This window comes from Paraburkholderia sp. DHOC27, assembly GCF_003429005.1.
Taxonomy (GTDB): domain Bacteria; phylum Pseudomonadota; class Gammaproteobacteria; order Burkholderiales; family Burkholderiaceae; genus Paraburkholderia.
In genome coordinates, this window is the sequence record NZ_QVQV01000001.1 from 1,209,706 (window position 1) to 1,234,206 (window position 24,501).

Consider the following 24,501-nt stretch of genomic DNA (forward strand, 5'->3'; position numbering starts at 1 on the left):
TGTTCCGTAGTCCGAAGTGGTTGCTTTCGTCGGTGTGAACAACGCGCTGTCATTGATTGCCGAGCCAGCGCGCCGCGGCCTCCGCGGTATCTTCAGGGCGCGTATTGAAGGCGATGGATGCGTCGGGTGCGTGGCGGTGAATGGTATTGAGGAGCGTCTCGAAGAGCAGCAGGCTGTTCGGCGGAATGCGGATGCCGCCACCAATCACGACACAATCGTAGGGCGTGTTTGTTAGCTGACGCTCGAGCGCGACACGCGCGCTGTCATCCGGTTTCACCAGACAGAGATCGGCGTGCCAACCCTGCGCCTTCATTTGCTCCATGCCCGTCGAAATGCCGGCATGGATTTTCGCTGCGTCCATTCCGGGCGGTAACGCTGGGTCTGAGAAGTCGACGGTCTCAGGCTCCTGGCCGACGAACAGCACCCGCTTTAAGCCTTGTTGTTCGCTCATTGCGTACTCCTCGATCAGTGATGATTCGTGACAGCCATGCCAGCAAGGCGCGAGCCTGGGAATTGGGGCGCGGATTGGCATGGGCGGCGGGGCGGGAGGGGCCGCTGCAGCGCTGGCACGCTGCAAGATCGTTCAATACTTTTGGCCCGCAGATCCTTAGCATTTCTCTACCGTTCATTTTCGGAGAAATGCTGTGTTGTTGCAGAACGAATCAGGCGACGCCCCCGCCAATGAAACGCTTACCGACCCGGTGCGCTGCGTCATCGTCGTGGATGAAACACTGGCGCCAGGCAAAGCCGCGAACGCGGCCGCGGTCGTGGCGTTTACGCTGGGGCAGCGTCACGCGCCGCTCGTCGGCGCGCCGTTGCAGGAACAGGACGGTACGGCACACCCTGGTTTGATCCCCATTGGCATTCCGGTGCTTAAAGCGACCGCTGACCAGTTGAGCGCGCTCCGCCGGAAATCCGTGCCGTTCTGCGACGTGGTCGACTTCCCGGTGCAAGGCCAGGCCACCGTCGACTACGACGCCTTTCTACAGGCAGTGCGCGCGTTGCCAGGCGATTCTCTCCAGTACCTGGCAATTGGACTCGTGGGTCCGCGGAAAAAGGTGGGCAAACTGGTGGGCAGCTTCGCCTTGTTCGCATGAGAGCGTGAGGGCGCCACGATGCGGCCGCGAAAGAAATGGATGCAGTTCGCCGAGGCCCCACGCATGCCCGAACCGCAGCTATGGCAATATGACTGGATTCCGTTACACGCATGAGCCGCCTCACCATGAATCTCACTGGAGCGACGAGGTCCATCAAGCTATGGCACGCGCCGGACGTCATGGACGCCGTCATGCTGAAAGGCAGTTTCGTCGGACATCGCTATCCGCCGCACGCGCACGACACGCATTGCCTCGCGGTGATCACGGGCGGGGCGCTGGCGGTGGAAGCGCAAGACCAGCGACGCGTGTGTCGCCGTGGCGACGTGATTGTCATCAACGCGGACACCGTGCATGCCGGTTCAGCCGCCGGCGATGGGCAATGGAAAATGCGCGTGGCCCATGTGCAGCCGGCCGCGCTCGCCGACTACTGCGAGACACTTGGCATTGCGCGCCGCGAGCGATTCGATGTGGCGGGTCCGTTCGTCACCGACGCCGCACTATCAAGGCAGCTCTACGGCGTGAACTGGTGTTCCGAGGTGAACGAGGACCGCTTCAAGCGCAGCGAAACGCTGGCCGCGGCGGTTATCGGGCTGCACACGCGGCACGCGGTTAACGTAGCCGCATTACCGGTGGTACGCAGCGAGCCGGCTCTGGTGCGCGCGGTGAAGTCCCGTCTGCGCGACGAACTGGACGCGCATCCAACGTTGTCGACCTTAGCGAGCGAGTTTGGTACGACGCCGTTCGTGTTGCTGCGTGCCTTCGTGCGCGAAGCAGGCTTGAGCCCGCATGCCTTCCAGCAGCAGGAGCGCGTGCGCAGCGCCATGCCCTTGCTGCGCAGCGGCCGCGCCATTGCCGAGGTGAGCGCGCGCATGGGTTTCGCCGACCAGCCGCACTTCACGCGAGTCTTCAAGCAGCAGACAGGGGTGACGCCGAAAGTCTATCAGGCGGCGTTTTCATCCTGAGCGCTTTGAGTCAGACCTCGTCGTCAGGCAACTGGCAAAGCTGATGGTAAAAGGTCTGGATATCGGCAAAGTAAAACGGACGAAACGCGCCATAGACGTTGTTCCAGTCCGGTATGTAGCTCAAGAGATGATCCTTGAAGGTTGCCACGATGTCGGCATGGAGATCCTTGCGCACCACCAGAACCGCCGGGACGCAACTGTCGTACTGGCCGATGACTTTGGTGGTCTGCGCGTTCTGCGGCGTCATCTTCCAGACGTCTTCCAGAATCATCGTTGCGCGAACCGACTTCGCGACGACGGCATCCACCCGGTCCTGCCATCCGGCCACCTGCTTGAGGTCGAAGAAGGTTTCAAGCTTCTTGCCTCTCTCATGCAGCATGATCGCTGGCGGGAAAAAGCTCGAAGAGCAGGATCGGTTCAGATAGGCATAGGTTGATCCTTCCAGGTCGTCAAAGCTATTTGCCTGGTCATCCTGACGAACGACGAGCAGTGTGCGTTGAGCGGGCTGGCCGGTAAACTTCGATGTGGCGATGACAAGGCCGCGATAGTGCGGATTGCCTTTTTTCATCATGACGCAGAAGCCGGCGCCAGGCACATAGGCCATATCCGGGCTGCCGTCCGCAATCATCTGGTTCATCCTGGGAATGTCCGTGGTCACCTCGGCGTTCATACCGGCCCTGGCAAGCAGGCTCGTCCACGGTTCATGGGTGACGGGGAAATCCAGATTCCTGTTCAGAAGAAACGTCAGACTCTGCGCTGTCATGGCTGCCACCCTCGCGATGTGAAGAATCAGGCCGACCTGTTCGATCCGGGACCTGTCATCTTATGCGGATCGTCAAAACGGGGATGGCGGGAACGATCTGCGTTTTGCGGGAATGCAGGGTTGGGGTGGTCGCAAAGTCGGGCGTCATCAGGCACTACCAGCCGTGAATCAGGCACTACCAGCCGTGATTCTGGATAAACGTTGCAACGTGCTGTGCAACGATTCGATAACCGCCTGCCGAAAGATGCTGGGTATCTACGCGTAACGAGGTTGGTACGATATCGGCAGCGCGATCCATCTGGTCGGTAGCGGTATCGTTGGCGTCATCCACCAGAACCGTCCTGATGTCGATGAAGTTGTCTGGAAACCGTTCGGCGAGTTGCTGATTGAGAGAAATGACCCTGTCGTACTTCTCAGTGCCACTCCCCTCGCCAGCGCCATTCAGAATCGACAGAATGATGTAGCGTCCGCGCTTGACGTGCGCGGCCATGCGCGCGATGTTGCTGATGGTCGAACCGGTCTGCAAGGTGTTGATGTCATTGCGTCCGGCCCAGATCACATTGATATCGCCGCTGTAGTCATCGACTAAAAAGGGGCTGTCCGGTGGGACATGGATCGGGGCACCTTCAGAATCGCGGATGAAAACATGGTGGTAGTCGGGCGTATAAGCAAGCTTTCCAGACGTGCCGTCAAGCGTTCCGTGAACCTCGCCGGTTCCCGCGCCGGGAATGGGTACACCGTTGGTGATCGTGACGGGAATCGGACCCGCCGCAGGTAACTGGTTGCCCGTTACGGCCAGGTGCGGTTGGACCGCTCCCTGTCGAGCGGCGATGGAATCCGATGTCTGCCCCGATACGCCGAAATTCCGCACTTGCCGACCGTCGAGCAGTGTTGATAACTGATAGGGCCAGGTGCCTGGCAGACCGCCGATGCCGAGCGTCCCGGAGGTTAGCGAGTCGCCCCACGCGTCGATAGGTTGCTTTAGCGCTCCCGCCTGTGGCCGCACACCCGGACTCATGAAAACGACACCGAGCGTCAAAGCCGCAAGCCCTATCACTTTGGCGGACGTGTCAGGCCATGCATGCAATGACTGCCAGGCTGACAGCTTTCGCGCGAGTGCTCACCCGAGGCGAATGCCGGGTTGCTCAAGACAAACGTAGCTGAGGTAACTCACTGGCACGATCATCAGTGCAGCAATGGTCAGCGACACGACCGGCCCGAAGCGACCAAAAACATGAACCACGCCTAGCAGCACAATCGCGTGCAACAGATAGAGACTGTATGAGATTCTGCCGATAAACGTTAGTGGCTTCGTAAGCAGAACGTTTGCAAACGGCGCGATGCCGATCGCGCAGGCAATGATTCCGCACACCGCACTCAACACTAACCAGTCGAACAGATAGTCGCTGAGTACGCCGTGCACCAGAAACGAAATTGGGCGTGCTGCAACGTATAAGGCAAGCGAACTCGCAACCAGTGCCATGCGAGTGCTTACAGCCATTCCCCCTAAAACGGCGGAAATCTCGTTGCGACGCACGGCTAATGCAGCGCCCGCTACGAACATGAAGAGATAGTGCACCGTAGGCAGCCATTCGGTTGCGACGCTCGCCTGTATGACCGGATGATTGCGGTGTATCGCAAGCGCGCAGACGGCTATCGACCCCGCACCCGCAGCGAGAATCGACCAGCGGGTTGGATAATTGGTCGCGAGGAACGCGACTGGCATGAAGACAAGGGAAATTCGCATTTCATAGACGAGCGACCAGACGACGGGGTCGAGTCGATCGGACTGAAAAGGCGGAACGAACAGTATATGTTTGACCAGGTCAGCGTTATTCAGCGTTGTCGGCCAACTCGCGTTGAACCACTCGCCCGCCCAATTTACGCTGCCTGCAAAGACGAGGACATACAATGCATAGGCGAGACACACCGCACCTAGATAGGGAAGATAGATGCGGCAGATTCGCCGCACGATAAATTCACCAAAGCTGGGACTTCGTGCTCGCGCAAGTTGCAAGGTGAGCACGAAACCGCTTAGCACGAAGAAAAGGATGACAGCTTCATGACCTCCGCAGATCAACCTTAGCGGAGTATGGCGCAGGCCGAGTAACGGCGTGAGCAAGGTGAAATGAGAAAAAACAACTGTTAAAGCAGCGACTCCACGTAATGCGTCGAGCTGCGCATAACGGCTCTCATGATCCATTGATTCCCCCGGCGTTAAACCAGTACGGAAATCGCACCGTTCAGGAGAGCAGATTATTATTCCGGCTCTCAGGACGATCTGTGACCTGGACCACTAAAGCACGTTAGAGTGTCTTCACGATTCAAGTAGTACGCGTGATGGGAATCGCGGGATGTAAAGCGCGACAACAGATCTGCAGGAGTCGAATGGCCTACGCGTTGTGCGAACGCGCGTCACGATTAAAAGGAATGTGCAAACCGTAACGCGCTTACTTCGCATTCCGCTTTTAGCGCGCAGCCCAAAGCAACCCACGCAACATGATTTCACGCGCCTCCGGCACTTCGAAATCCGTATTCACGTGACCGAGCGATGAATAGAACACCCTGCCTTTACCCCACGTGCGTTTCCACGCCACCGGCATGACGACGCCCGTAACCTGGGGTTCGTGTTCCCGCACATACGGCCCGTCGAAACAGGTGGTCGCGAGCACCTCGTTGCTCGGATCGAAATGCATGAAGTACTGCTCGGAATGCATCGCGAAGTTCGAAAGTCCGGCAACCACGGGGTCATCCGGTGCGGTGATCTGCACGGTGTAGTCCACGATGTTGCCCGGATGCGCCACCCATTGACCGCCCACCATGAACTGATAGTCTGGATTCGCGCGGAAGGCATCGCCGGCGCCGCCGTGCCAGCCGCCAAAGCCGACACCATCACGAACGGCTGCGAGCAGGTTCGCGCTGTGGGTTTTGTCCAGTTGGCCCATCGTGAAGCAGTTCACAATGAGACTTTGCTTCGCGAGACGCTCGCGATCGAGGTACACGTCGAGGTCGTCGTGAACTTCCACCGCGAATCCTTGCTGTTCGAGCAGTCCCGCGAAGCGTTCAGTGGTGAGGCGCGGCTCGTGGCCGTCCCAACCGCCCCAGACCATCAATGCCGAGCGGCGTGATGCGTGGTTGTTTTCAGGCATGGGTGATTCCCTCGCTGTTCATCGTCAGGGGCTGCTCCGACATCGGTGCGGGCCGTTGGAAGGTGCTTTCGATCGAAACGGTCTGACGTCGAGTCGCCGCGGCGAGAAAGCCGTGCATGACCTCCAGCACGTGATAACCGATCTCGCCATCCGTGCGCGGTTGTGCACCGCTCTGGAGCGCCTGCGCCAGGTCGGCGATGCCAAGACCACGGGTGTTCTCGTGATAAGGATGCGAGAGCGGCACGTCGGTCCAGTCGCCGTCGCGAACCTTCAGGCTCACGGGTCCACCGAACGTGTTGGGATCCGGCACGCTCAGACTGCCTTCGGTGCCATGCACTTCGATGAAGGGCAGTTTGGCGCCCCAGATATCGAAGCTCGTGACAATCGTGCCGATGGCGCCGTTATCGAACTGCATCTGACCAGCCACGTGGGTCGGCGTATTCACCTGAATCCGTTCACCGCGTTTCGGCTTGCTGCCAATCACGCGTTCAGGAAAACTCGCGCGCGCAAATGCCGACACAGAATCAATCGGCCCAATCAGATTGACGAGCGCGCTCAGGTAATACGGTCCCATGTCGAACATCGGGCCGGCGCCTGGCTGGTAATAGAAGGCCGGGTCAGGATGCCAGCGTTCATGGCCGTGGTTGGTCATGAACGCAGTCGCGGCGATGGGCTCGCCAATGGCGCCGCTGTCGATCAACTGGCGGCACGTCTGGATGCCTGCACCAAGCACCGTATCCGGTGCGCAGCAGATTTTCAGGCCGGCGGAGCGGGCCGTTTCGAGCAGGCCGCGTGCTTCGCCGAGGTCGAGCGTGAGCGGCTTTTCGTTGTAGACGTGCTTGCCGGATTGCAGTGCGCGGCGCGCCACCTCTGCATGCTGGGCCGGCTGCGTGAGATTGAGGATCAGGTCGATGCCCGCGTCGTCATACACGGCGTCGGTGGTCACGACCCGCGCCACGCCGTGCCGCTGTGCCGATGCCCGCGCGCGCTCCATATCCAGATCGGCGACCGCACAGACTTCGACGGCGGCGAATTTCACGAGGTTGGTCAGATAGATGTCGCTGATATAGCCGCAGCCAACCACCGCGACGCGCAGCTTGTGTTGTGATGCTGAAGTCATAGGGCGTTGCCTCGAACGAGTGAACAGGTGCCCAGCAGTGGGGCGATGGAAAACATCTCAGCCTGGGATATGAGTGGCGAACAACTGCACCGAATGTCAGCCTTTCACGGAGCCCACCATCATCCCTTTGATGATGCGTTCCTGGCCGAAGGCGTAGGCGATGATCAGCGGCAGTGAGGTGAGCGTCACCACCGCTAGCGTCGCGGGAATATTCGATGCGTATTGGCCTTGGAAGTCCCACACGGCGAGCGGCAACGTGCGATTGCCGGGCGTCGACGTAAGCACGTAAGCGAAGATGAACTCGTTCCACAGGGCAATGGCGTTGTAGATGGCAACCGTGGCGAGTCCCGGTCCCGAAAGCGGAACGAAGATACGCCAGAAAATCGCATACGGTCCGCAACCGTCGAGCAGCGCGGCTTCTTCCAGTTCGCGCGGAATCTGCCGCATGAACTCGGTGAGGATGAAGATCGACACCGGCAGGCTCGATGCGACATATGGCCCGATCAACGCAAACGGTGTGTCGTAGAGTCCGGCGGTGCGCGTCATCAGATAAACCGGCACGAGCGTGACGTGCAGCGGCACGATCATCGCGGCCACCACGATCGAGAAAATCGAGCGGTTGACGCGAGAACTCAGGCGCGCGAACACATACGCGGCCATCGATCCGGCCAGCAGAATCAGCAGGGTCGAGGTGCCCACCACGAACAGGCTGTTGCGCAGATACACCCAGAAGCCGCTGTTCAGAACCGCTGCATAGTTGCTCAGATCGAGCGACGAGGGCAGCGACCACGCGGAGCCGGAATACGTATCCTGCTGCGATTTCAGGCTGGTGACGACCACGAACAGGAACGGCAGGGTGGTGACCGCCAGCCAGCCGAGACCGAGCGTCAGCACCATTGCCCGCGAGATGGAAAACCTGGGAGCTCGAAACGATGCTTCAGATTCCACGTGAAGGTTGGGTATCGCTTTCATATCTGTGTCTCGAACCGGCGTGTCAACTTGAGCGTCACGGTTGCAACGGCCAGCACGATCAGGAACATCGCCGAGGCGATGGTGCTGCCATAGCCGAGCTGGAACGAACTGAAGACTGTGCGGTACATATACGTCGCCATGAGTTCGGACGCGCCATCGGGGCCGCCGCCCGTCATCACGAAGATCAGATCGAAATAGCGCAATGAGCCAATCACGGCGAGCAGGACACCCGTGCGCAAGGTGCCTTGCAGATGCGGCAATTCGATGTGCCAGAACACCCGCAATGGCGATGCGCCGTCGAGGCGCGCTGCCTCACGGAGTTCGGGCGAGAGCGAGGACAGCCCGGCCAGAAACAGAATCATGTAGAAGGGGATGTTCTGCCAGCAGATGACCGCCAGTGTCGCGCCCAGCGCGAAGCGCCCATCGCCCAGCCAGTCCTGCGCCAGATTGCCGAGCCCGAGCGCGTTCAACGCGGCGTTGAGCGGACCGAAGTTCGGGTCGTACACGTTCTTGAACACCACGCCGATCGCCACGCTCGACATCAGAAGCGGCAGGAAATACAGGATTTTCAGCGTGCGTGATCCGCGGCCAGCCTTGTCGAGCATCACGGCAAGCGTGAGTGCGATCGGCATTTGGATCAGCACGGAAAACACCGCGAGTATCAGGTTGTTGCTGACCGCCTTGAAAAACACGGGATCGTGTGCGAGATGAATCCAGTTCTGCACGCCGATGAACCGCTCCGTCGCGCCGAGTCCATTCCAGTCGAGCGTCGACAGGCGAAAACTGGAGATCAGGGGGTACAGGAGAAAGAGGCACAGCAACGCGATGGCGGGCGCGAGGAAGGTCGCCGACACCACCGCAGAGGGTCTTCCCAGACGCGCCCGCTTGGGCGTGGGCGTCATGGGAAGCTTTACGGTACTCACATCTTCCTCCGTCAGTCGAAGTCGCGATGCACACGCCGGCCTTGCGCCGGACGTGTGCTGCTCAAACAGGAATGCGATGCGAAACTTAAAACAATCAGTTGAGGTCCTTCTTTGCTTCGGCTTCCATTTGCTGCGCGGCTTCTTGCGGCGTCATCGTCAGTCCGAATAAAGCCTGGGTGGTGTTCTTGTGCAATTCGCCGAGCGCCGGCGGCAATTCCTGGTCGTACCAGAGTTGCACGGCGGGCGCGTCGGAGACGGTCTTGAGAAAACGCTTCAGCATTGGATCGGTCACTTCCAGATTCTTGACCGGCGGAATGCGCGTATCCGCGACGCGTTCTTTCATCGACTGATCGTCCGTCATCGCCTGAATCAACTTGAATGCGGCGTTCGGATCCGGGCACGCCTTCGAAATACTGTAGAAGTTGTCGCCCACGGTGCCGATCACATCGTTGGGATTGCCTTTGCCGCCCGGTACGGTAGGGAACGGAAAGTAGTCGAGCTTCGAGTAGAAGCCGGGGTTCTCCGCCTTGACCGTGGACGCCTCCCAGCTTCCGATCAGCTCCATTGCAGCGCGCCCGGAATAGAGCAGCCGCCGCGATGCGCCAATGTCGTAGTCGAGGCCGTTGAAGCCTTGCGCGAACGCGCCTGCCTTGACCAGTTCCTGCACGCGCGTGCCCGCTTCCACGAAGGCGGGATCGTCGAAACTGCCGCCCGGCGCACGCATCACCGCGCGGCGCACCACATCCGAGCCGCCTATGCGGTCGACCAGGTACATGTAGTACATGGAGCCGGTCCATTTGTTCTTGTTGGCCAGCGCAAACGGCGCGATGTTGTTGGCCTTCAGTACGCTGATCACGTGAAGCAGGTCGTCCCACGTCTTGGGCGGCGTCAGCTTGTACTTGTCGAAGATTTCCTTGTTGTAGAAGACGACCGCAACCGAGGTGTTCTCAGCGGGAATGGCCCAAACCTTGTTCTGGAAGGTGGCTGCTGGCCAGGCTGTGGTCAGAAAGCGGCTCTGGAAATCGGGGTTTTGCTGCAGATAGGGCGTGAGGTCCACCACCTGATTGGACTTCACATACTCGCGCAGAGGACCGCCTCCCCAGCTCGAGAAAACGCACGGCGGCTGGTTGGCTCCGAAGGCGATTTTCAGCTTGGTCTTGTAGGCATCGTTGAGAACGTGCGACGACTCGACGTGATAACCCGGATTCGCTTTTTCGAAGCGCGCGGCCGCTGCGTCGATGATCTTCGGCCCTGCGCCGACCGTCTGCGAATCCCATTCAGTGAGCGTCTTCGTTTGCGCAGCGGCAATGCTCACCGGCGCCAGCGTGCCGAGCCCTGCAAACAGTGCTGCGCAGGCCACGGCGAGGGTCCGGCGGCAGTTGAAGACCGAAACGATTCCGTTCATATCTTTCCACTGTAGTTATAAAACGTTTTGTAGCGTTACCGCTAACGTTATGTAACAATCATATTGAGCGACCCTCCGCGATGTAATGCGTATTTACCCGAGCCGCGCCGGTAGTGCGGTGCGCAATTTGATCCGCTACGCTGCAATGCAACAGCAAGATGTGATGACTGGTTGATCCTACTAAGTTAATGCGTTCTCATGGCACGACAAACCCCCACGTTGGCTCGGCTCGCTGAACTGGCCGGCATTTCGCAGATGAGCGCGTCGCGCGCCATCAACAACCGTCACGGGGTGTCGGAGCAAACGCGCGACAAGGTTTTGCGCATTGCGTCGGAGATCGGTTACGTCGCCAACCGTACCGCGCAGAAACTGTCGGGCGGGAGCACCCACATCGTCGGTCTACTCACGCCGGTGCGGCAGGATCAGTTCGTCACGGAGCTGATCGTCGGCGCGGGGCGATCGGCACGCAAGGCGGGCTACGAGATGCTGGTGTATCCCATGTTCGACGACGAACATGACACCCAGCACAACGTCTTGACGCTGCTGCAGCAATTCTCGGACGGTCTGGTGGCCATTCTTCCGCACGACGATGCGCCGCATCTGAAAGCGCTCAGCGAAGCGGACATTCCGGTGGTGGTGGTCGATCAGCGTGGCGTGTTCCCGCAATATCCGTCAGTTGCCTCGGACAATTACGAGGGCGCGCGGCTGGCGGTTGCGCATCTGGTCGAACTGGGTCACACGCGAATTGCTTTTATCAGCGGGGACGAGCGCTTGACGGCCGCCCAGGACAGAGCGCGTGGTTTCAACGACGCCATGCGGCAGCACGGCTTGCGGCTCGAAGCGAGTTTGACGGCGGCGGGACGGTTTAGTCAGGCCATGGGCTTCAAGGCCGCATCGCATCTGTTGAAGTTGAAGCGGCCGCCCACGGCGATTTTTGCCGCCAACGATCTGAGCGCCTTCGGCGCCATCGCCGCCGCGCACGAACTGGGCTTGCGTGTGCCGGACGACGTGTCGGTGATCGGCTTCGACGATGTGCCGATGGCCGCGCAGGTTTATCCCCCGCTCACGACCATCCGTCAGCCGTTGCAGCAGATGGGCAGATCGGCGGTCAACATTCTGCTCGCCCGCATTGCCGGCATCGAACTGCCCTCCGATCGTATTACGCTGCCGACGGATCTGATCCTGCGTAGCTCGACGGCGCGGCCCGCTGAAAGCCGCGTGGGTCAGCGCTAGGGCACACGCTCGCTCGCCCTCTGATCTGCCTCAACAAAACAGCGATCCTATTGAAAGGAACCGAAGGTAAGATCGCGGCACCACGCGTCGTTGCCCGCCTATCATTCTCGCGAGACACATCATGGTTCCAAATTCTGACGTCCATCTGGTGCCGGCCGCACTGGCCGACTTGCGTCCCACGCAGATGACCGTGGGCTATCGCGAGGTGATCCAGAAACGCGAGCACTGGAAGACCCTCGGCAAGAAGGCGCGCGCCGCGGAGATCGACGCGCATTCGTTCCCTGCTGTGCTCGGCCCGGAGCAGCGCTACTACATCGTCGATCATCATCATCTGGGTCTGGCGCTCTTCGAAGAAGGTGTCAAAGAGGTCAAGGTGATGATGCTCAAGGACCTGTCGTGGCTGGACAGCACGATTTTCTGGCGCATGATGGAGCACAACCAGTGGGTCCATCCATTCGGCGCCGACGGCTCGCGGTACGACTACGCGCATCTGCCCAAGGTGGTCACGGGTCTCGCGGACGACCCCTATAGAAGTCTGGCTGGCGAACTGCGCAGAACCGGCGGCTTTGCAAAAGACGCGACGCCGTTCAGCGAATTTCTCTGGGCAGATTTTCTGCGTCCCCGCATATCGCAAAGCAAGCTCGCTAAGAACTTCTCGAAAGCGCTCGACGCGGCAAACGCGCTGGCGCATACGGCGGAGGCGCGTTACCTGCCAGGCTGGTCTGGCGTGACGGAGGTCCGTTGAAATGCGGCGGCCGTGCCTGTAATAAACCGTAATCTAGAGGGGATACAATCGCCGCGAGTTTCTGGCAACTGCCGGATGTAGCAACAGTTTGCGAAGGGATATGAAAATAAGGAACGCAGGCCGGTGGGCGCCGCGAGGAGCCGCGCCCTGGCTTTATACCGCCTTTGCGGTGGCTGTCGCAGGTGCTGTCCGGATGACGCTTCATCCGTTGCTCGGCCCCATCATGCCGGGCACCGCTTTTCTGATCGCGGCCGTGCTGGTGGAGTACTTCTTTGGCATGACACGGGCCATCGTCGCGATGATGCTGGGGCTCGGCCTTGCCGACTACCTGTTCGTGCCGCCGTATCAGCAGATTGCCGTGCTCGATCGGTCCGACCTCACGTTGGCCGTTTCGTACCCGCTGATTACGCTCATCATCATCGTGCTGGTGGAGCGGTTGCGGCGCGCGCAGTTTCGCGCGGAGTTCATTGCCAGCGTGGCGCAGTCGCGCTATGAAATGCTGCTGCGGCTCGACAACGAGCGTGCGCTCGCGAGCCGTGCCGCCGATGAAACGCATCGTCTGCTGCGGCACCTGCCGCACTATCACGACGACATCATCCTGATCAAGGCGTTCGAGCGGCAAGCGGGCAGCGCCGACACGGCCAGCGCGGCGCAACAGGCGTCGGGCATTGCGCCAGGCGTGCGCTTTGACAGCGTGCATCCAGAGGACACACTGCGGCTCTCGACCACCACGCACGCGGGCAGCCAGCGCGTGCGCATCGGCCACGGCGCTTCGTATAAAGCCTTTGCGTGCATCGCTGAGCGCTTCACCACGCATGCGGGTGATTTCCTCGTATTCCGCGTCGAAAATCCCGCATGAATCCGGTGAAAGCATTCACGTATGAAGCCGGGCAGCATGCGGTGCTGCTACTGCACGGACTGTCGAGTTCCCCGCTCGAAATGCGTTTTCTGGGGCGCGCGTTGCAGCGGGAGGGCTACACGGCAGTCGCGCCCACGCTGGACGGCTACAGCGCCGGCAGCAAGGAGCAGCGCATGGAGGCGTGGCTCGCCTCGGCCGTGCGCGCATTCGACGAGCTGCAAGCGAAATACGCCACGGTGTCGATCTGCGGGCTGTCCATCGGCGCGGTGCTCGCCATCGCGCTCGCCGCCGAACGTCCGGCCGCACGCGCGTTGATCCTGCTTTCGGTGACGCTCGATTACGACGGCTGGGCCATCCCCTGGTACCGCTTTCTGCTGGGCTGGGCCTACTACACGCCGATGCGTCATCGCTGGCGCTACCGTGAAGGCGAGCCTTATGGTTTGAGGAACGAGGCGTTGCGCGCCAAGATCGCGCGCGCGATGCAGAAAGATGCCATCAGCGAAGTCGGGCCGTCGACGATCTCGCTGCCTGCGCTGCATGAAGCCAGCCGTCTCTCCGCCAGAGTGCGCCAGCAGTTGCCGTCCATCAACGCGGACACCTTGATCATCCACGCAATCGACGATGAAACGGCGAGTCCGTTGAATGCGCGTTTTGTCGATGCGCATATCGGTGCGCGTTTTTTGCGGACCATTTTCCTCGACGACTCGTATCACATGATCACGTCTGACAACGAGCGCGAAATCGTCGCGCGCGAGATCGTGATGTTCCTGCGCGAAAGCGACGCCGCCCATCAGGCAGGCGAGGGCGCGATGCCGGTCGTCTCGAAGGCGCTCGCCCGCAGACTGCGCCAGATCGCAGCGCTCGGTCACTGAACGCTGCCACAACCCTTCCTTTCGCCTGTCGTAGCCCTCCTTGAGAATCCTGATGATCCGTTCTATTGCTCCCCGCGTGGCGGCCCTGGCGCTGTGCGCTGGCTGGTTTGACAATGCACTGGCTGATGAAGCGGCCAATCCGCCTTCCACCACGACGTCCAGCAGCGCTGGCGTCGCTGCGCCGTCTGGCGCTGGCGACTCGGCCTGGAAAATATCCATTGGACCCGGCGTGATGATCTCGCCCAAATATCCGGGCGCGCGTACCCTCAGCGTGCTGCCGCTGCCCTCGCTCGACATCTCTTACGACGACGACCGCTTCTTCTCGCAAGGTCTGGATGTGCTCGGCGTGAACTGGTTGAAGAGCGATACCTACCATGTGGGCACGGCGATCTCGTTCGATTTCCAGTCGCGCAACGAGTCGGACGACCCGCGCCTGCGCGGTCTGGGTAACGTGCATGCGGGGCCGAAGCTGAAGCTGTTCGGTGACTACTCTTATTCATTCCTGATGGGCTCGGTCGCGGCACTTCAGGACATTGCCGGCACCGGCCAGGGGCTGCTGGTCAGCGCGGACCTGGCGGCCAACCTGCCGGTGACGTCCAAATGGCTGGTGTCGGTCGGGCCCGGTGTGACCTGGGCAAACTCGGTCTATACACGCACGCTGTTCGGCGTGTCGGCACAACAAAGCGCTGCGTCGGGACTGCCGTCCTTCCAGACTTCGTCAGGAGTCCGTGACGTGCACCTGAATGCCTATACGAGCTATGACTTCACGCCGCACTGGACAGCCTCGGTTGCGTGCACCGTCGGTAAGCTCGAACGGTATGCGGGGGCCAGCCCCATCACGCAGCAGCGCACCGAACTGAATGTGTTTGCGGCGCTGAATTACAAAATGTAGTCACTGGTGTTGCATTAATCACACCCATAAAACGCCGCGCGGACATGGGGCGCGCTGCGTCGAAAATAGTTTTCACAACGGGTAGCAGTCGGCGAAAGCGTTTACCTATACTCATTTTCACTCTTCTGTAAGGCGGCACCGGTTTTTAAAAACATCGAGAAGACGGAGGGTGAGATGCGAGGAGCGAGACGAAACGCGTGCTGTGTACTCCTGACTTTATTGCTGGCGGGTTCCAGCGCGCTGGTGCAGGCCGGTTCGATCTGCAGCGGGTTGAGCTGTCTGTTCCGCGGCCAGTTGATCGAGCAAAAGACGAGCCTGCGCCTGAGCGCAAGTGACTTCACGAAACTGCTGAACAGCAGTGCGACAGGGCAGCAATTGCTGCAGATTGCCGGCACGCCGCGCTGCAACCTGGAGATCAAAACGTTCCGCTATCTGACTATAGGGGGCGCGGGCGAACCCACCATCTCCAGTGCGGCCCTGATGATTCCCGGCGGTGGCGCGTCCTGCACGGGTCCGCGTCCGCTCATGCTGTATGCCCACGGCACGACCACTTACCGCAATTACAACATCGCGGATATCACCCAGACGGATCCAGCCAACGCCGACGGCGCGGGCGAAGGCATCGGCGTGGCGGCGATCTACGCCGCGCAAGGCTACATCGTGGTGGCCACCAACTATGCGGGCTACGCGGGTTCGCCGTTGCCGTATCACCCCTATCTGAATGGCGACCAGCAATCCGCCGACGTGATCGACTCATGGCGCGCGGCTCGCTTCGTGATGGACCTTCCCGACCCCGGCAACAAGACGCGCGAGAACGGCAAGCTGTTCGTCACCGGGTATTCGCAAGGCGGCTATGTGGCGCTTGCTACGCATCGCGCACTGCAGGCAGCCGGCATTGCGGTCACGGCGTCCGCGCCAGGCTCGGGGCCGTACGCGTTAGGCGCGATGGCCGACGCCCTCGTGCAGGGCGAAGTGGATCTCGGTTCGACGATCTTTACGGTACTCGTGACCACCAGCTATCAGCACGCGTATGGCAACATCTATCACCAGCCGGGCGATTTTTTCGAGCCGGCTTACGCGCCTGGCATCGAGAGTCTGCTGCCGAGTGTCGTCCCCATGGACACGCTGTTCGCAGAAGGCAAACTGCCTGCGACGCAGCTCTTCAGCAGCGTGCCGCCCGCCCCGCAATTCGCTGCGCTGACGCCGCCCATCGCGCCGCCGCTCGCGCCGCCACAATTGACGCCGCTGTTCGCGTTGGGCTTCGGCACTGCGAATCTGGTTCGTAATACTTATCGTCTCGCCATGCTTGAAGACCAGCTCGTTCATCCAGATGGCGCGTATCCGTCGCCGACCGCTGCGATGGCGCCCGCCGCCAGCCCCATGCAGCCGCTGCGCCAGGCCTTCAGGCGCAATGATCTGCGGAACTGGGTGCCGCGTGCGCCGGTGCTGCTATGCGGCGGCCACCTCGATCCGACGGTGTTCTTCTTCAACGCGGCGATCGAGCAGGCGTACTGGCAAAACGCCCACGTTGCGCCGGGTCTGACGAATATTCTCGACGTGGATTCGGCACCGGGCGTGAACGATCCGTTTGCCGCGGTGAAGACAGGCTTCGCGCAGGCCGAAGCGGCGGTCGCCGCGCAGGCCGTGCAGGCGGGCGCAACGGATAACGGCTTTTCCGCCGTGCTGCAGGCCTACCACGGCGACATCGTCGCGCCGTTCTGCATGGTGGCGGCGCGCGGCTTCTTCAGCAACTTCTAGAAGGGATCCTTGCGCGCCGACCCGCTCAGCGAGCGGGTGCCGGTGCACGCTTCCAGTGCGTCGATGGCGAGCTTCGCGACCGCGAGGGTTTCCTCACAGGCGGCCGGGTCCTTGAAAATGCCGCAGCCGCCGCCCGCGTTCACTCGCGAGACCGCGCGGCGCGCGTCGTCGAGCGCCGCTGCGGGAGAGCCTTTGTCATGGATCAGGGCCGCCAGGTTGAACGTGCTGCCCGAATGGGTTTCCACGAAACCCGGACACGTGGGCTCCGCGCAAACACCCGCCGTCATGAGGGAGGCCGTCGCGCACGCCAGCGCGCGCGTGGGTGAGCTGCGAAGTCCGCGCAGCCAGTCGAGATAGGGTTTCATCCGCGTTGTCCTGTTCCGGAGTTGCAATCAGGGGCGGCCGCCTGGTGACAGCTCTGCAAAAGCCTTTTGAAAGAAAACTAACACAGCGGATTTTTGACGCAAAGTGCCTTTGCGCGCACGTGCGTCACAAGCGGCGAGTTGTCGGGAGTTGCCGTCAGCTTGGCGTGAACGTGCTAATGGCGAGCAGTGCCCGCACGTCATGGAGTGGATTCGTCGCGAGCACGCTTTTGCAGCAAACCGCGCCGCCACCTGTTTCAAATCACACGTCTGGTTACACACAAACACACCGGTAATGTGCGCGCCAAATATAGTGCACTCACTACTGACAAGTGAGGCAATCATGAAACGAATTCTCGCGCTGACGCTGATGGCTGTGTGCCTGGGTACCGCCTTGAGCGGATGCATCGTCGTACCGGAAGGCGGGGGCTACTACCACCGTTACTAAGACGCTGAATCAACCAAAGGCTGAGCGCATCGCACTGGAATGGCTGCCCCGTTCCAGTGCGATGTCGCAATCCTTCTAGCTGAAACCTTTTGGGCGCGATGAAATGATGCTTCGCCATCACCCTTCATCGAGGAACGACATGTCCGAGCCCGTTGCATTAGACGCGAGGCGGCCCACGCGATTCGCCTTGACCGTCAGTTGTCCGAGCGCGCGCGGACAGGTGGCAGCGCTAGTGCGTTTTCTCGACGAACGCGGTTGCTATATCGACGAGTTCGATGTGTTCGACGACGACACCACGGCGCGTTTTTTCGTGCGCTGCATCTTTCACGCGGAAGCGCCCCAGCAACTGAATGTCGCATTTCTACGCGATGAGTTCACGGCAATTGCCGCGCGCTTCGAAATGGAGTGGGCGATTCACGATACGGCGATGAAGCCGAAGGTTTTGCTGATGGTGTCGAAACTCGATCACTGTCTGGCCGATCTGCTGTTTCGCTGGCGCATGAACGAACTGCAGATGGATATCGTAGGGGTGGCGTCGAATCATCCCGACCTCGAACCGCTTGCTGCTGCCAACAGTATCCCGTTCCACCACTTGCCGCTTACCGCCGATACCAAACCGCAGCAGGAAGCCCGAATTCTCGCACTGGTCGAGCAGACCGGCGCCGAACTCGTGGTGCTCGCGCGTTACATGCAGGTGCTCTCCGCCGGATTGAGCGAGCGCCTCGCCGGTCGCGCCATCAACATTCACCACTCGTTCCTGCCGGGCTTCAAGGGCGCGAAGCCTTATCACCAGGCGCACGCGCGCGGCGTCAAACTGATTGGCGCCACCGCGCACTTCGTCACCGACGACCTGGACGAAGGGCCGATCATCGAGCAGGTAGTGGAGCGTGTGAATCACGCCAGCAGCCCCGAAAAGCTGCTGGCCACGGGGCGCGATGTGGAATGCCTCGCGCTCGCGCGGGCCGTGAAGTTTTTTATCGAGCGGCGCGTGTTTATCAACGGCAACCGTACTGTCGTGCTGCAGTGATTGGCGGTAAATCATGCGCTACGTGTGCATCACGTAAGGAGGATGTAACGCAGCCTCGGAGGAGTCATTGAACGATTGAGCGCTTTGCCGATCACATCATGTGAGGCATGCATGCCGCGCGTTTGGGAGGGCGGCACGCGCGAAGAATCGCCGAATCATCAATGACCCGTAAGAGGACGTGTGGATGTCGTTTTCCTTAAAGCAAATCAAATACGATGCCGTGGTCGCGTGGCTCGCCGCGTCGCTCATGCTTGGGGCAGCCGGGGCGTGTTTCGGGCAGACCGAAGATGCGGCTGCGTCCGCCAGCAGTGAAGCCGCTTCCGTGCCTCTGGTCTCGGACGTGAATGCGCAGCCGTCGTGTTCGTCGGTCGTGCTCAGTTGCAATGTGGCATCGCGCACCATCGCGCCTGAACACGAACTGCTCGATGCCGCCACGGCGCGCGATCAGGCGCAACGCGCACAAGCTCATTCGGATCAGGATGCGGCCGAACAGGCATTACGGCAACGCATCGCGTTCGAGCGCGAACATCCGGATGCCATCTTCGTCTATGGCAGCAAATCCACGCCAAAAGAAAGCGTAGCCGATGTCTTTAACCGCTCATTCGGCGTTGCGTCTACGGACATGACCACGTCGAGCTTCGATTCCGTGGGACGCCGAACCGAATGCGTGAACGCCTGTCGCGGCCCGTTTTGCTGTATCACAACGCGAGCGGCAACGGACAGCCACTAGTCCGCGTGCTGGAGAAATGGGCCCAACGTCATACCTCGGGCTGATGGCAAACCACTTCGATATTGTGTCCGTCTGGACCGATGACAAAAGCGGCATAGTAGTTCGCGTGATAGTGCGGGCGCAAACCCGGCGCACCGTTGTCTTTGCCGCCCGCCTCGAGCGCCGCTTGATGGAACGCGTCGACCTGCTCGCGACGGTCGGCCTTGAATGCCAGATGAAGATGCGCTGGCTTCTCGGTGGTCTGGTACAGGCATAGCGACACCTCATCGTTGGCGCTCAGTTCAACGCCATACGCAGGCACGCCCTCCGAGACAACGACTACGCCAAGCGGGCCGAGTGCCTTGAGGAAGAAAGCCTTACTCGCCGCATAATCGCTGACACCGAATTTCACGTGATCAAACATGCGTTCTCCCGAAGTGTGGAGGCGTAACCTGACCCAACGACGCCCCGATGTTGCCACACGCCGCCACGCGTGACCACGGCTAGCAGTGAGGGCGTCACAGCCTTCTACACATCCAGATGGTGGGACGGCACCGCTTCATTACTTCCATAATATTTCCCGCAGTTACGTTCCATGACGGCCGTGCCGGACAAAGGCTGCTCACATCGCCTTTCCCGTTACAGCGAAACATAGACCAACAATCGTTCCATTGTCGCGCCCAATCTCCCCATGCTGTAATCCGCCGCTAAAAGAGGCCTAAGGGGTGAAGCGATGGCGGTGCAGCGCGGCAACGACGACGCCGAAGCGGTCGCGCAATGCATGTTCAGCCTGCTTGGGGAACGGCCGCTGCGGCTCGAACGTCAACTGTTCACTCATAGCGGCAATGCGGTGTACCGCGCGCAGATGGGTGACGGTCGCTCGCTCGCGGTGCGCGTCAGCCTGGATGCCCACACGTTCCTGCATACGCGTGCGAATCTCGCCGCATTGCGTGGTCTCGGCCTGCCGGTGCAGACCGTGCTCGCGCAGGGCACGCTGCGCGAGCATGGCGATGTTGTCGTGCTCGACTGGCTGCCAGGGCGCGATCTCTTCTACGTGCTTGGCTCGCTCTCGGCCAGAGAGGCGCAACGGCTTGCGGAAATCATGGTGACGTTCCAGTGTCGGGTGGCGCGACGCCTGCCGCCTGTCGTGAATGGCGGCTTCGGTTGGGCGGCAATCGGTGCGCCGGCACCTCACGCGCGCTGGACCGAAATCTTTGGCGACCCGGCGCCAGCCGCCTTTCACATCGCGACGCTTGCACGCATGGATGCCACGCCGCTGGAGCGATATCGCGCGCGACTCGGCCTCGTGCGTGCGTCGCTCGAAGACTATTTCGACACGCTGCTGCCGGTCTGCTTTCTCGACGACCTGACCATCAAGAACGTGCTGGTGGACGGCGGAGAACTGAGCGGCCTGATCGACTTCGATACCGTCTGCTATGGCGATCCACTGCTCGTCCTCGGTTCGACACTCGCGCACCTCGGCACGGAAGTAGGCGCGCGTGGCAGCGCCTATGCCACAGCGCTTCTGCAGTGTTGGGCGCCGCAAGGGGAGCGCCGGCGCGCGACCGGTTTCTACGCATGCCTGTGGGTCACCGGCTTTCTCTCGCTGGCCATCGAACAGGGCAATGCTGCGCGCGTGCGTCTGCTCACGCCGGTTCTCGACGACCTGCTGGATATGGCGGAGCGCGCGTAAGCTTAAACCGTGACGCTGCGGTGGCGTTGGTTCACAACGCGCAGTTGATCATCCACTGCACGCCAAACTGATCGGTTAGCTTACCGAAATAACTGCCCCAGGGCTGAATGGCCAGCGACGTAGTAACCGTTGCGCCCTGACTAAGCCGCGTGAATAACTGCTCGGTCTGCTCGCGGCTGTCGGTCATCACGATGTGTGCGGACCCGCGCATGGGTTCGGCGTCGTCGTTATCCGAGGCGAAAAACAGCACGCCGGGCCCTTCGAATCGGGAGTGCATGATCTTGCCGCGCATGGCTTCATTCCCGAGCGGCGCGTCGAGTTCGCCATAGCGCAGCACTTCAACCACTTTTCCCAAGCCACACTGGGTGTAGAACGCAAGCGCCTGCTCGCAGGTCGTGGTGAAAAACAGATAGTTCGATAGCTGCATGATCGCGACACCTTGAGTGAGGGAACGAGCCGAAACCGAATGATGCCGCGATGGTTTCACACCGATCGCGGTGTCGTCAACATTACCTCGAACCGTTCGTCTAAACGGTAAGGAAAATGTTGCGGTAGCATCAGCGAACTCAAATGGGGGAAGACGGTGTTTCGGGGCATCAAAACTCGCACAAATGCGCTCGGCGTCCCACTTGCTCATCTGCTCGTCAGCGATCTGCTGAGGATCCTGGCTGAGATGGTCGGCTACATCACGCTACCGTGGTGGATCGTGCATCGCGGCGGCGCCCATGATCTCGCGCTGTACAGCATCGGCATGGCCGTTACGACGATTGTCGCCATGCCGCTGCTTTCGCCATTGGGGGATCGCTACGCGAAGCGGCCACAGATCGTGTGGGGTTTGTGCGCTTCGATGATCGTTGCCTTTGCGCTCGCGACGCTCGCTTCGCTGTCCGACTACCGGTTCGGGCTGATTACCTGCATTGGCGTGATCACCGTGGTCGCGAAAGCTTTCATCAACCCTGCCAGCGCCACCATCTCGGCCGAACTCGTGCCTGCGAATCGTCTGGCGCAAGCCCTCCGGCTTCGTAAATCGACCCAGGCAGCGGGCCGCGCACTCGGCCCCGCACTGGCCGGCGCAACCCTGGCGCTAGGCGGCATCGCCGCCACGTTCTGGGTGAATGGCGTGCTGCTCGGCGTAGCCGCCTTCGTCACCGCGCGGCTTCCAGACGGCTTTCAGCATGAAGATCAGCGTCGCGAATCGCATGACGGATTGGCGCGCTGGTGGGCCGATCTGCGCGCCGGGCTTCACGCCAAGTGGATCGTGCCGCTGGAGCGCGGCTGGACGCTGGTGAATTTCCTCGTGTGGATATTTCAGGGGCCGGCCGTCGGCATGCTGATTCCGCTCAAGGTGCAGTCGCTCGGGCTGTCGGGTGTCTGGCTGGGCGGTTGCGAAGCGGCCCTGTCGATCGGGTTGCTGCTCGGCAGCTTTCGCGGTTCCGACGCGCTGGTCAGCCGCTTCGGCCGCTTCAACGTGCGGGTCGGCGCGGCGATGTGCGAGGGGCTCGCTCTGGCCGCGTCGGGCTGGGTTCACGCACCCGTCGCGCTGGTTTTGGCGCTGATGTGCGTGGGATTCGCCAACGCTTCGATGGGCCTCGTCGGGGCGACGCATCGCTCACTGGCGATCCCGCAGAATTTCCGCGTGCGCATTCTCGCGGCCAGCATGATGACCACGCAGATCGCCAGCATTCTCGGGCCGATGCTGGCAGGCGTGGCGCTCACGCACTGGGCGGTTGACAAGGTCTACGCCTGCTTCGGTCTCGCCACCTGTCTACTGGCTTTCGGCTTCGTGTTGATCCCGCGCTCGCGCGAATTCTTTTCGTTGAATCACGAACAGGTGAAAGACTGGTTTCGGCACGAATACCCCGACGCTTTCACTGCGCCTGCAACGACACCCAACCCCGCACCCATCACAACGCCCAACCCATCAGTCGTCACGGCCGAGACCGGACAAACCCGTTAGACGGCCCACAATTTTTTTCGCTACCTTGCATAAAATAGTAGAGGCTGATAATGTCTCAGCCCTATGAAAAGGGCGATATAGCCCGATGCCATTACCGTGCATAACACAGTTCCGTGCTATGTATGGATCATGCGCACGGCATACGCGAAAGCGCAGACACGCCCCGTAATGTGCGCGTAAGCGCAGTTGAAAGCAGATGAGGCGCAGCGACCACTGCGCCTATGAACAGGCGGTAGGCGAAGCAACAAAGCAGCGAACGGATCGAGGCGCAATCGCGCTGCATCAGGCCGTTCTTCATTCAGGCAGAAGTGAATAACAAGCAGAGAACATGGCACTTTCCCAGTGGGTGAATACAAACAGGCGTGCTGCGGGGCGCGGAGACTTCCGACTCGGCACCATGCTTTTGCTGTTGATGCTCGTTGCCGGATGCACGCGTCACCAGGCCGGTGATGCAGGTGACGGCAGCGCGCCGACCGAAATTGGCGTACAGGTGATGGCGCCGCAAAAAATCGTCGAGCGCACCGAACTCTCGGGACGTCTCTCGGCGTTCGACGTCGCCGACGTGCGGCCGCAGATTTCCGGCATCGTGCAGAAGCGTTTGTTCGTCGAAGGTGCGGACGTGGCGGCGGGCCAGCCGCTTTACCAGATCGACGCGGCGCCGTATCAGGCCGCTTACGATCAGGCGCGCGGCGTGCTCGCCAAGGCCGAGGCCACGCTGTCCGATGCCAAAGCCAAGTCGGGCCGTTACGCAGAGCTGGTCAACATCAAGGCGGTCAGCAAGCAGGACTATGACGACGCCGTCGCGGCCGTGCACGAAGACGAGGCCGACGTGCTGACCGACCGCGCGTTGCTCGAAACCGCACGCATCAACCTGGGCTATACGCGTATCACGAGCCCCATCGCGGGCCGCATTGGTGTATCCAGTGTCACGGCGGGGGCGCTCGTCACCGCGGATCAGACCACGGCGCTCTCTACCGTGCAAACCATTGATCGCATGTATCTCGACGTCACCCGGCCCAGTGTGGACTGGTTAAGACTCCGAAGGGAATACAACGCGGGGCATCTGAAGCATGTCGGCAATCAGGGCGCCTCGGTGCATCTCGTGATGGAAGATGGCTCCGATTACGCGCAACCCGGCACGCTGGCCTTCTCGGACATCACCGTCGATCAGACCACCGGCTCGGTCACGTTACGCGTGGTGGTGCCCAATCCCGAGCATGAGTTGTTGCCGGGCATGTTCGTGCGCGCTGAACTCGACGAGGGCGTGGATGACGAAGCCATGCTGGTGCCGCAACTGGCCGTGACGCGCACACCGGATGGGCAGGCCACCGTGTGGCTGGCGGGTGCCGACAACAAGGCGCACTCGGCCACCGTGAAAGCAGAAACCGCGTTCGGCGACCGCTGGATCATCTCGCAGGGTTTGAAGACCGGCGACCGCGTCGTGATCAGCGGCGCGAGCCAGTTGCAGGAGGGCGCGGCGGTGAAGGTGACCGACACGCACACGTCCAGCGCTTCCGCGGCCAGCAGTGCGGCCGTGCACGGATAAGCGGGGACA

At 61.0% G+C, this 24,501-nt stretch carries 25 protein-coding genes; 13 read left to right on the forward strand and 12 right to left on the reverse strand.

All coding sequences use genetic code 11. The features are described 5' to 3' along the window. Positions 1–49: 49 nt before the first annotated feature. Positions 50–451: a hypothetical protein gene (locus tag D0B32_RS05295; protein ID WP_117332596.1), complete on the reverse strand. Its 402-nt coding sequence runs from the start codon at positions 449–451 to the stop codon at positions 50–52. A gap of 193 nt (positions 452–644) precedes the next feature. Between D0B32_RS05295 and D0B32_RS05300 the strand changes: the two genes are divergently transcribed. After that, complete coding sequence (locus D0B32_RS05300) at positions 645–1,097, forward strand: DUF2000 domain-containing protein (protein WP_117332597.1); 453 nt, start codon at positions 645–647, stop codon at positions 1,095–1,097. 125 nt (positions 1,098–1,222) lie between these two features. After that, a complete protein-coding gene (locus D0B32_RS05305; protein WP_117333468.1) occupies positions 1,223–2,059 on the forward strand; it encodes an AraC family transcriptional regulator in 837 nt (278 codons plus the stop codon). A gap of 10 nt (positions 2,060–2,069) precedes the next feature. Here D0B32_RS05305 and D0B32_RS05310 read toward each other — a convergent pair whose 3' ends face one another. The 8 genes from D0B32_RS05310 to D0B32_RS05345 form a co-directional block, all read right to left on the reverse strand. Beyond that, on the reverse strand, positions 2,070–2,822 hold the full coding sequence (locus D0B32_RS05310) for a phosphate/phosphite/phosphonate ABC transporter substrate-binding protein (RefSeq protein WP_117332598.1): 753 nt from the start codon (positions 2,820–2,822) through the stop codon (positions 2,070–2,072). 175 nt (positions 2,823–2,997) lie between these two features. After that, complete coding sequence (locus D0B32_RS05315) at positions 2,998–3,840, reverse strand: hypothetical protein (RefSeq protein WP_147329497.1); 843 nt, start codon at positions 3,838–3,840, stop codon at positions 2,998–3,000. Positions 3,841–3,942: 102 nt separating this feature from the next. Continuing rightward, positions 3,943–5,025: an acyltransferase gene (locus D0B32_RS05320; RefSeq protein WP_117332600.1), complete on the reverse strand. Its 1,083-nt coding sequence runs from the start codon at positions 5,023–5,025 to the stop codon at positions 3,943–3,945. Between the two features lie 265 nt (positions 5,026–5,290). After that, entirely contained in the window at positions 5,291–5,971 is a 681-nt protein-coding gene (locus D0B32_RS05325; protein ID WP_220444901.1) for a ThuA domain-containing protein, read from the reverse strand. After that, positions 5,964–7,091: a Gfo/Idh/MocA family protein gene (locus D0B32_RS05330; protein ID WP_117332601.1), complete on the reverse strand. Its 1,128-nt coding sequence runs from the start codon at positions 7,089–7,091 to the stop codon at positions 5,964–5,966. The genes D0B32_RS05325 and D0B32_RS05330 overlap by 8 nt, the downstream gene beginning before the upstream one ends. A gap of 96 nt (positions 7,092–7,187) precedes the next feature. Beyond that, positions 7,188–7,988: a carbohydrate ABC transporter permease gene (locus D0B32_RS05335; protein WP_117332602.1), complete on the reverse strand. Its 801-nt coding sequence runs from the start codon at positions 7,986–7,988 to the stop codon at positions 7,188–7,190. A 71-nt stretch (positions 7,989–8,059) separates the two neighbouring features. Continuing rightward, positions 8,060–8,986, reverse strand: a complete 927-nt coding sequence (locus D0B32_RS05340; protein ID WP_259294880.1) for a carbohydrate ABC transporter permease — start codon at positions 8,984–8,986, stop codon at positions 8,060–8,062. 94 nt (positions 8,987–9,080) lie between these two features. Beyond that, positions 9,081–10,391, reverse strand: a complete 1,311-nt coding sequence (locus D0B32_RS05345) for an extracellular solute-binding protein (RefSeq protein ID WP_117332604.1) — start codon at positions 10,389–10,391, stop codon at positions 9,081–9,083. A gap of 198 nt (positions 10,392–10,589) precedes the next feature. On the opposite strand from D0B32_RS05345, the gene D0B32_RS05350 reads away from it, so the two are divergent. The 6 genes from D0B32_RS05350 (at position 10,590) to D0B32_RS05375 (ending at position 16,750) form a co-directional block, all read left to right on the forward strand. Continuing rightward, positions 10,590–11,624, forward strand: a complete 1,035-nt coding sequence (locus D0B32_RS05350; protein ID WP_117332605.1) for a LacI family DNA-binding transcriptional regulator — start codon at positions 10,590–10,592, stop codon at positions 11,622–11,624. A gap of 121 nt (positions 11,625–11,745) precedes the next feature. After that, positions 11,746–12,369 (forward strand): ParB-like protein, encoded by a 624-nt coding sequence (locus tag D0B32_RS05355; protein WP_117332606.1) that lies wholly within the window; start codon positions 11,746–11,748, stop codon positions 12,367–12,369. Positions 12,370–12,469: 100 nt separating this feature from the next. Next, positions 12,470–13,228 carry a DUF4118 domain-containing protein gene (locus D0B32_RS05360; RefSeq protein WP_117332607.1) on the forward strand — a complete coding sequence of 253 codons (759 nt, stop codon included), beginning with the start codon at positions 12,470–12,472 and terminating at the stop codon, positions 13,226–13,228. Beyond that, positions 13,225–14,100, forward strand: a complete 876-nt coding sequence (locus tag D0B32_RS05365) for a carboxylesterase (RefSeq protein WP_117332608.1) — start codon at positions 13,225–13,227, stop codon at positions 14,098–14,100. Before D0B32_RS05360 ends, D0B32_RS05365 begins: the two co-directional genes overlap by 4 nt. A gap of 52 nt (positions 14,101–14,152) precedes the next feature. Continuing rightward, a complete protein-coding gene (locus tag D0B32_RS05370; protein WP_117332609.1) occupies positions 14,153–14,992 on the forward strand; it encodes a MipA/OmpV family protein in 840 nt (279 codons plus the stop codon). 174 nt (positions 14,993–15,166) lie between these two features. Continuing rightward, positions 15,167–16,750, forward strand: a complete 1,584-nt coding sequence (locus D0B32_RS05375) for a S9 family peptidase (RefSeq protein ID WP_117332610.1) — start codon at positions 15,167–15,169, stop codon at positions 16,748–16,750. On the opposite strand, the gene D0B32_RS05380 is transcribed toward D0B32_RS05375, so the two are convergent. Then, a complete protein-coding gene (locus D0B32_RS05380; RefSeq protein ID WP_259294881.1) occupies positions 16,747–17,115 on the reverse strand; it encodes a hypothetical protein in 369 nt (122 codons plus the stop codon). The two genes, D0B32_RS05375 and D0B32_RS05380, sit on opposite strands and share 4 nt — an antisense overlap. A gap of 584 nt (positions 17,116–17,699) precedes the next feature. Here D0B32_RS05380 and purU point away from each other — a divergent pair. Both purU and D0B32_RS05390 read left to right on the forward strand, forming a co-directional pair. Further along, a complete protein-coding gene (purU, locus tag D0B32_RS05385; protein ID WP_117332611.1) occupies positions 17,700–18,587 on the forward strand; it encodes a formyltetrahydrofolate deformylase in 888 nt (295 codons plus the stop codon). A 184-nt stretch (positions 18,588–18,771) separates the two neighbouring features. Then, positions 18,772–19,317, forward strand: a complete 546-nt coding sequence (locus tag D0B32_RS05390; protein WP_117332612.1) for a hypothetical protein — start codon at positions 18,772–18,774, stop codon at positions 19,315–19,317. Between the two features lie 28 nt (positions 19,318–19,345). Here the strand turns inward: D0B32_RS05390 and D0B32_RS05395 are convergent, their stop codons facing one another. Then, positions 19,346–19,720, reverse strand: coding sequence for a VOC family protein (locus D0B32_RS05395; RefSeq protein ID WP_117332613.1), 375 nt, complete (start codon positions 19,718–19,720; stop codon positions 19,346–19,348). A gap of 309 nt (positions 19,721–20,029) precedes the next feature. Between D0B32_RS05395 and D0B32_RS05400 the strand changes: the two genes are divergently transcribed. Continuing rightward, positions 20,030–20,989 (forward strand): phosphotransferase family protein, encoded by a 960-nt coding sequence (locus D0B32_RS05400; RefSeq protein WP_117332614.1) that lies wholly within the window; start codon positions 20,030–20,032, stop codon positions 20,987–20,989. A gap of 31 nt (positions 20,990–21,020) precedes the next feature. Here D0B32_RS05400 and D0B32_RS05405 read toward each other — a convergent pair whose 3' ends face one another. Continuing rightward, the gene (locus tag D0B32_RS05405; RefSeq protein ID WP_259294882.1) at positions 21,021–21,626 is read right to left on the reverse strand and encodes a VOC family protein; all 606 of its coding nucleotides are present in this window, start codon (positions 21,624–21,626) and stop codon (positions 21,021–21,023) included. A gap of 36 nt (positions 21,627–21,662) precedes the next feature. Between D0B32_RS05405 and D0B32_RS05410 the strand changes: the two genes are divergently transcribed. Then, positions 21,663–22,946: an MFS transporter gene (locus tag D0B32_RS05410; protein WP_117332616.1), complete on the forward strand. Its 1,284-nt coding sequence runs from the start codon at positions 21,663–21,665 to the stop codon at positions 22,944–22,946. A 397-nt stretch (positions 22,947–23,343) separates the two neighbouring features. After that, complete coding sequence (locus D0B32_RS05415; protein ID WP_259294883.1) at positions 23,344–24,492, forward strand: efflux RND transporter periplasmic adaptor subunit; 1,149 nt, start codon at positions 23,344–23,346, stop codon at positions 24,490–24,492. Positions 24,493–24,501: the final 9 nt, after the last annotated feature.

Bases quoted from the DNA above. Each gene is read 5' to 3' on its own strand.
- D0B32_RS05295 (WP_117332596.1), bottom strand. From the start codon at position 451: ATGAGCGAACAACAAGGCTTAAAGCGGGTGCTGTTCGTCGGCCAGGAG.
- D0B32_RS05305 (WP_117333468.1), top strand. From the start codon at position 1,223: ATGAATCTCACTGGAGCGACGAGGTCCATCAAGCTATGGCACGCGCCG.
- D0B32_RS05310 (WP_117332598.1), bottom strand. From the start codon at position 2,822: ATGACAGCGCAGAGTCTGACGTTTCTTCTGAACAGGAATCTGGATTTC.
- D0B32_RS05315 (WP_147329497.1), bottom strand. From the start codon at position 3,840: ATGAGTCCGGGTGTGCGGCCACAGGCGGGAGCGCTAAAGCAACCTATC.
- D0B32_RS05320 (WP_117332600.1), bottom strand. From the start codon at position 5,025: ATGGATCATGAGAGCCGTTATGCGCAGCTCGACGCATTACGTGGAGTC.
- D0B32_RS05325 (WP_220444901.1), bottom strand. From the start codon at position 5,971: ATGCCTGAAAACAACCACGCATCACGCCGCTCGGCATTGATGGTCTGG.
- D0B32_RS05330 (WP_117332601.1), bottom strand. From the start codon at position 7,091: ATGACTTCAGCATCACAACACAAGCTGCGCGTCGCGGTGGTTGGCTGC.
- D0B32_RS05335 (WP_117332602.1), bottom strand. From the start codon at position 7,988: ATGGTGCTGACGCTCGGTCTCGGCTGGCTGGCGGTCACCACCCTGCCG.
- D0B32_RS05345 (WP_117332604.1), bottom strand. From the start codon at position 10,391: ATGAACGGAATCGTTTCGGTCTTCAACTGCCGCCGGACCCTCGCCGTG.
- D0B32_RS05350 (WP_117332605.1), top strand. From the start codon at position 10,590: ATGGCACGACAAACCCCCACGTTGGCTCGGCTCGCTGAACTGGCCGGC.
- D0B32_RS05355 (WP_117332606.1), top strand. From the start codon at position 11,746: ATGGTTCCAAATTCTGACGTCCATCTGGTGCCGGCCGCACTGGCCGAC.
- D0B32_RS05360 (WP_117332607.1), top strand. From the start codon at position 12,470: ATGAAAATAAGGAACGCAGGCCGGTGGGCGCCGCGAGGAGCCGCGCCC.
- D0B32_RS05365 (WP_117332608.1), top strand. From the start codon at position 13,225: ATGAATCCGGTGAAAGCATTCACGTATGAAGCCGGGCAGCATGCGGTG.
- D0B32_RS05370 (WP_117332609.1), top strand. From the start codon at position 14,153: ATGATCCGTTCTATTGCTCCCCGCGTGGCGGCCCTGGCGCTGTGCGCT.
- D0B32_RS05375 (WP_117332610.1), top strand. From the start codon at position 15,167: ATGCGAGGAGCGAGACGAAACGCGTGCTGTGTACTCCTGACTTTATTG.
- D0B32_RS05380 (WP_259294881.1), bottom strand. From the start codon at position 17,115: ATGAAACCCTATCTCGACTGGCTGCGCGGACTTCGCAGCTCACCCACG.
- purU (WP_117332611.1), top strand. From the start codon at position 17,700: ATGTCCGAGCCCGTTGCATTAGACGCGAGGCGGCCCACGCGATTCGCC.
- D0B32_RS05390 (WP_117332612.1), top strand. From the start codon at position 18,772: ATGTCGTTTTCCTTAAAGCAAATCAAATACGATGCCGTGGTCGCGTGG.
- D0B32_RS05395 (WP_117332613.1), bottom strand. From the start codon at position 19,720: ATGTTTGATCACGTGAAATTCGGTGTCAGCGATTATGCGGCGAGTAAG.
- D0B32_RS05400 (WP_117332614.1), top strand. From the start codon at position 20,030: ATGGCGGTGCAGCGCGGCAACGACGACGCCGAAGCGGTCGCGCAATGC.
- D0B32_RS05405 (WP_259294882.1), bottom strand. From the start codon at position 21,626: ATGAGCAAGTGGGACGCCGAGCGCATTTGTGCGAGTTTTGATGCCCCG.
- D0B32_RS05410 (WP_117332616.1), top strand. From the start codon at position 21,663: ATGGTCGGCTACATCACGCTACCGTGGTGGATCGTGCATCGCGGCGGC.
- D0B32_RS05415 (WP_259294883.1), top strand. From the start codon at position 23,344: ATGCTTTTGCTGTTGATGCTCGTTGCCGGATGCACGCGTCACCAGGCC.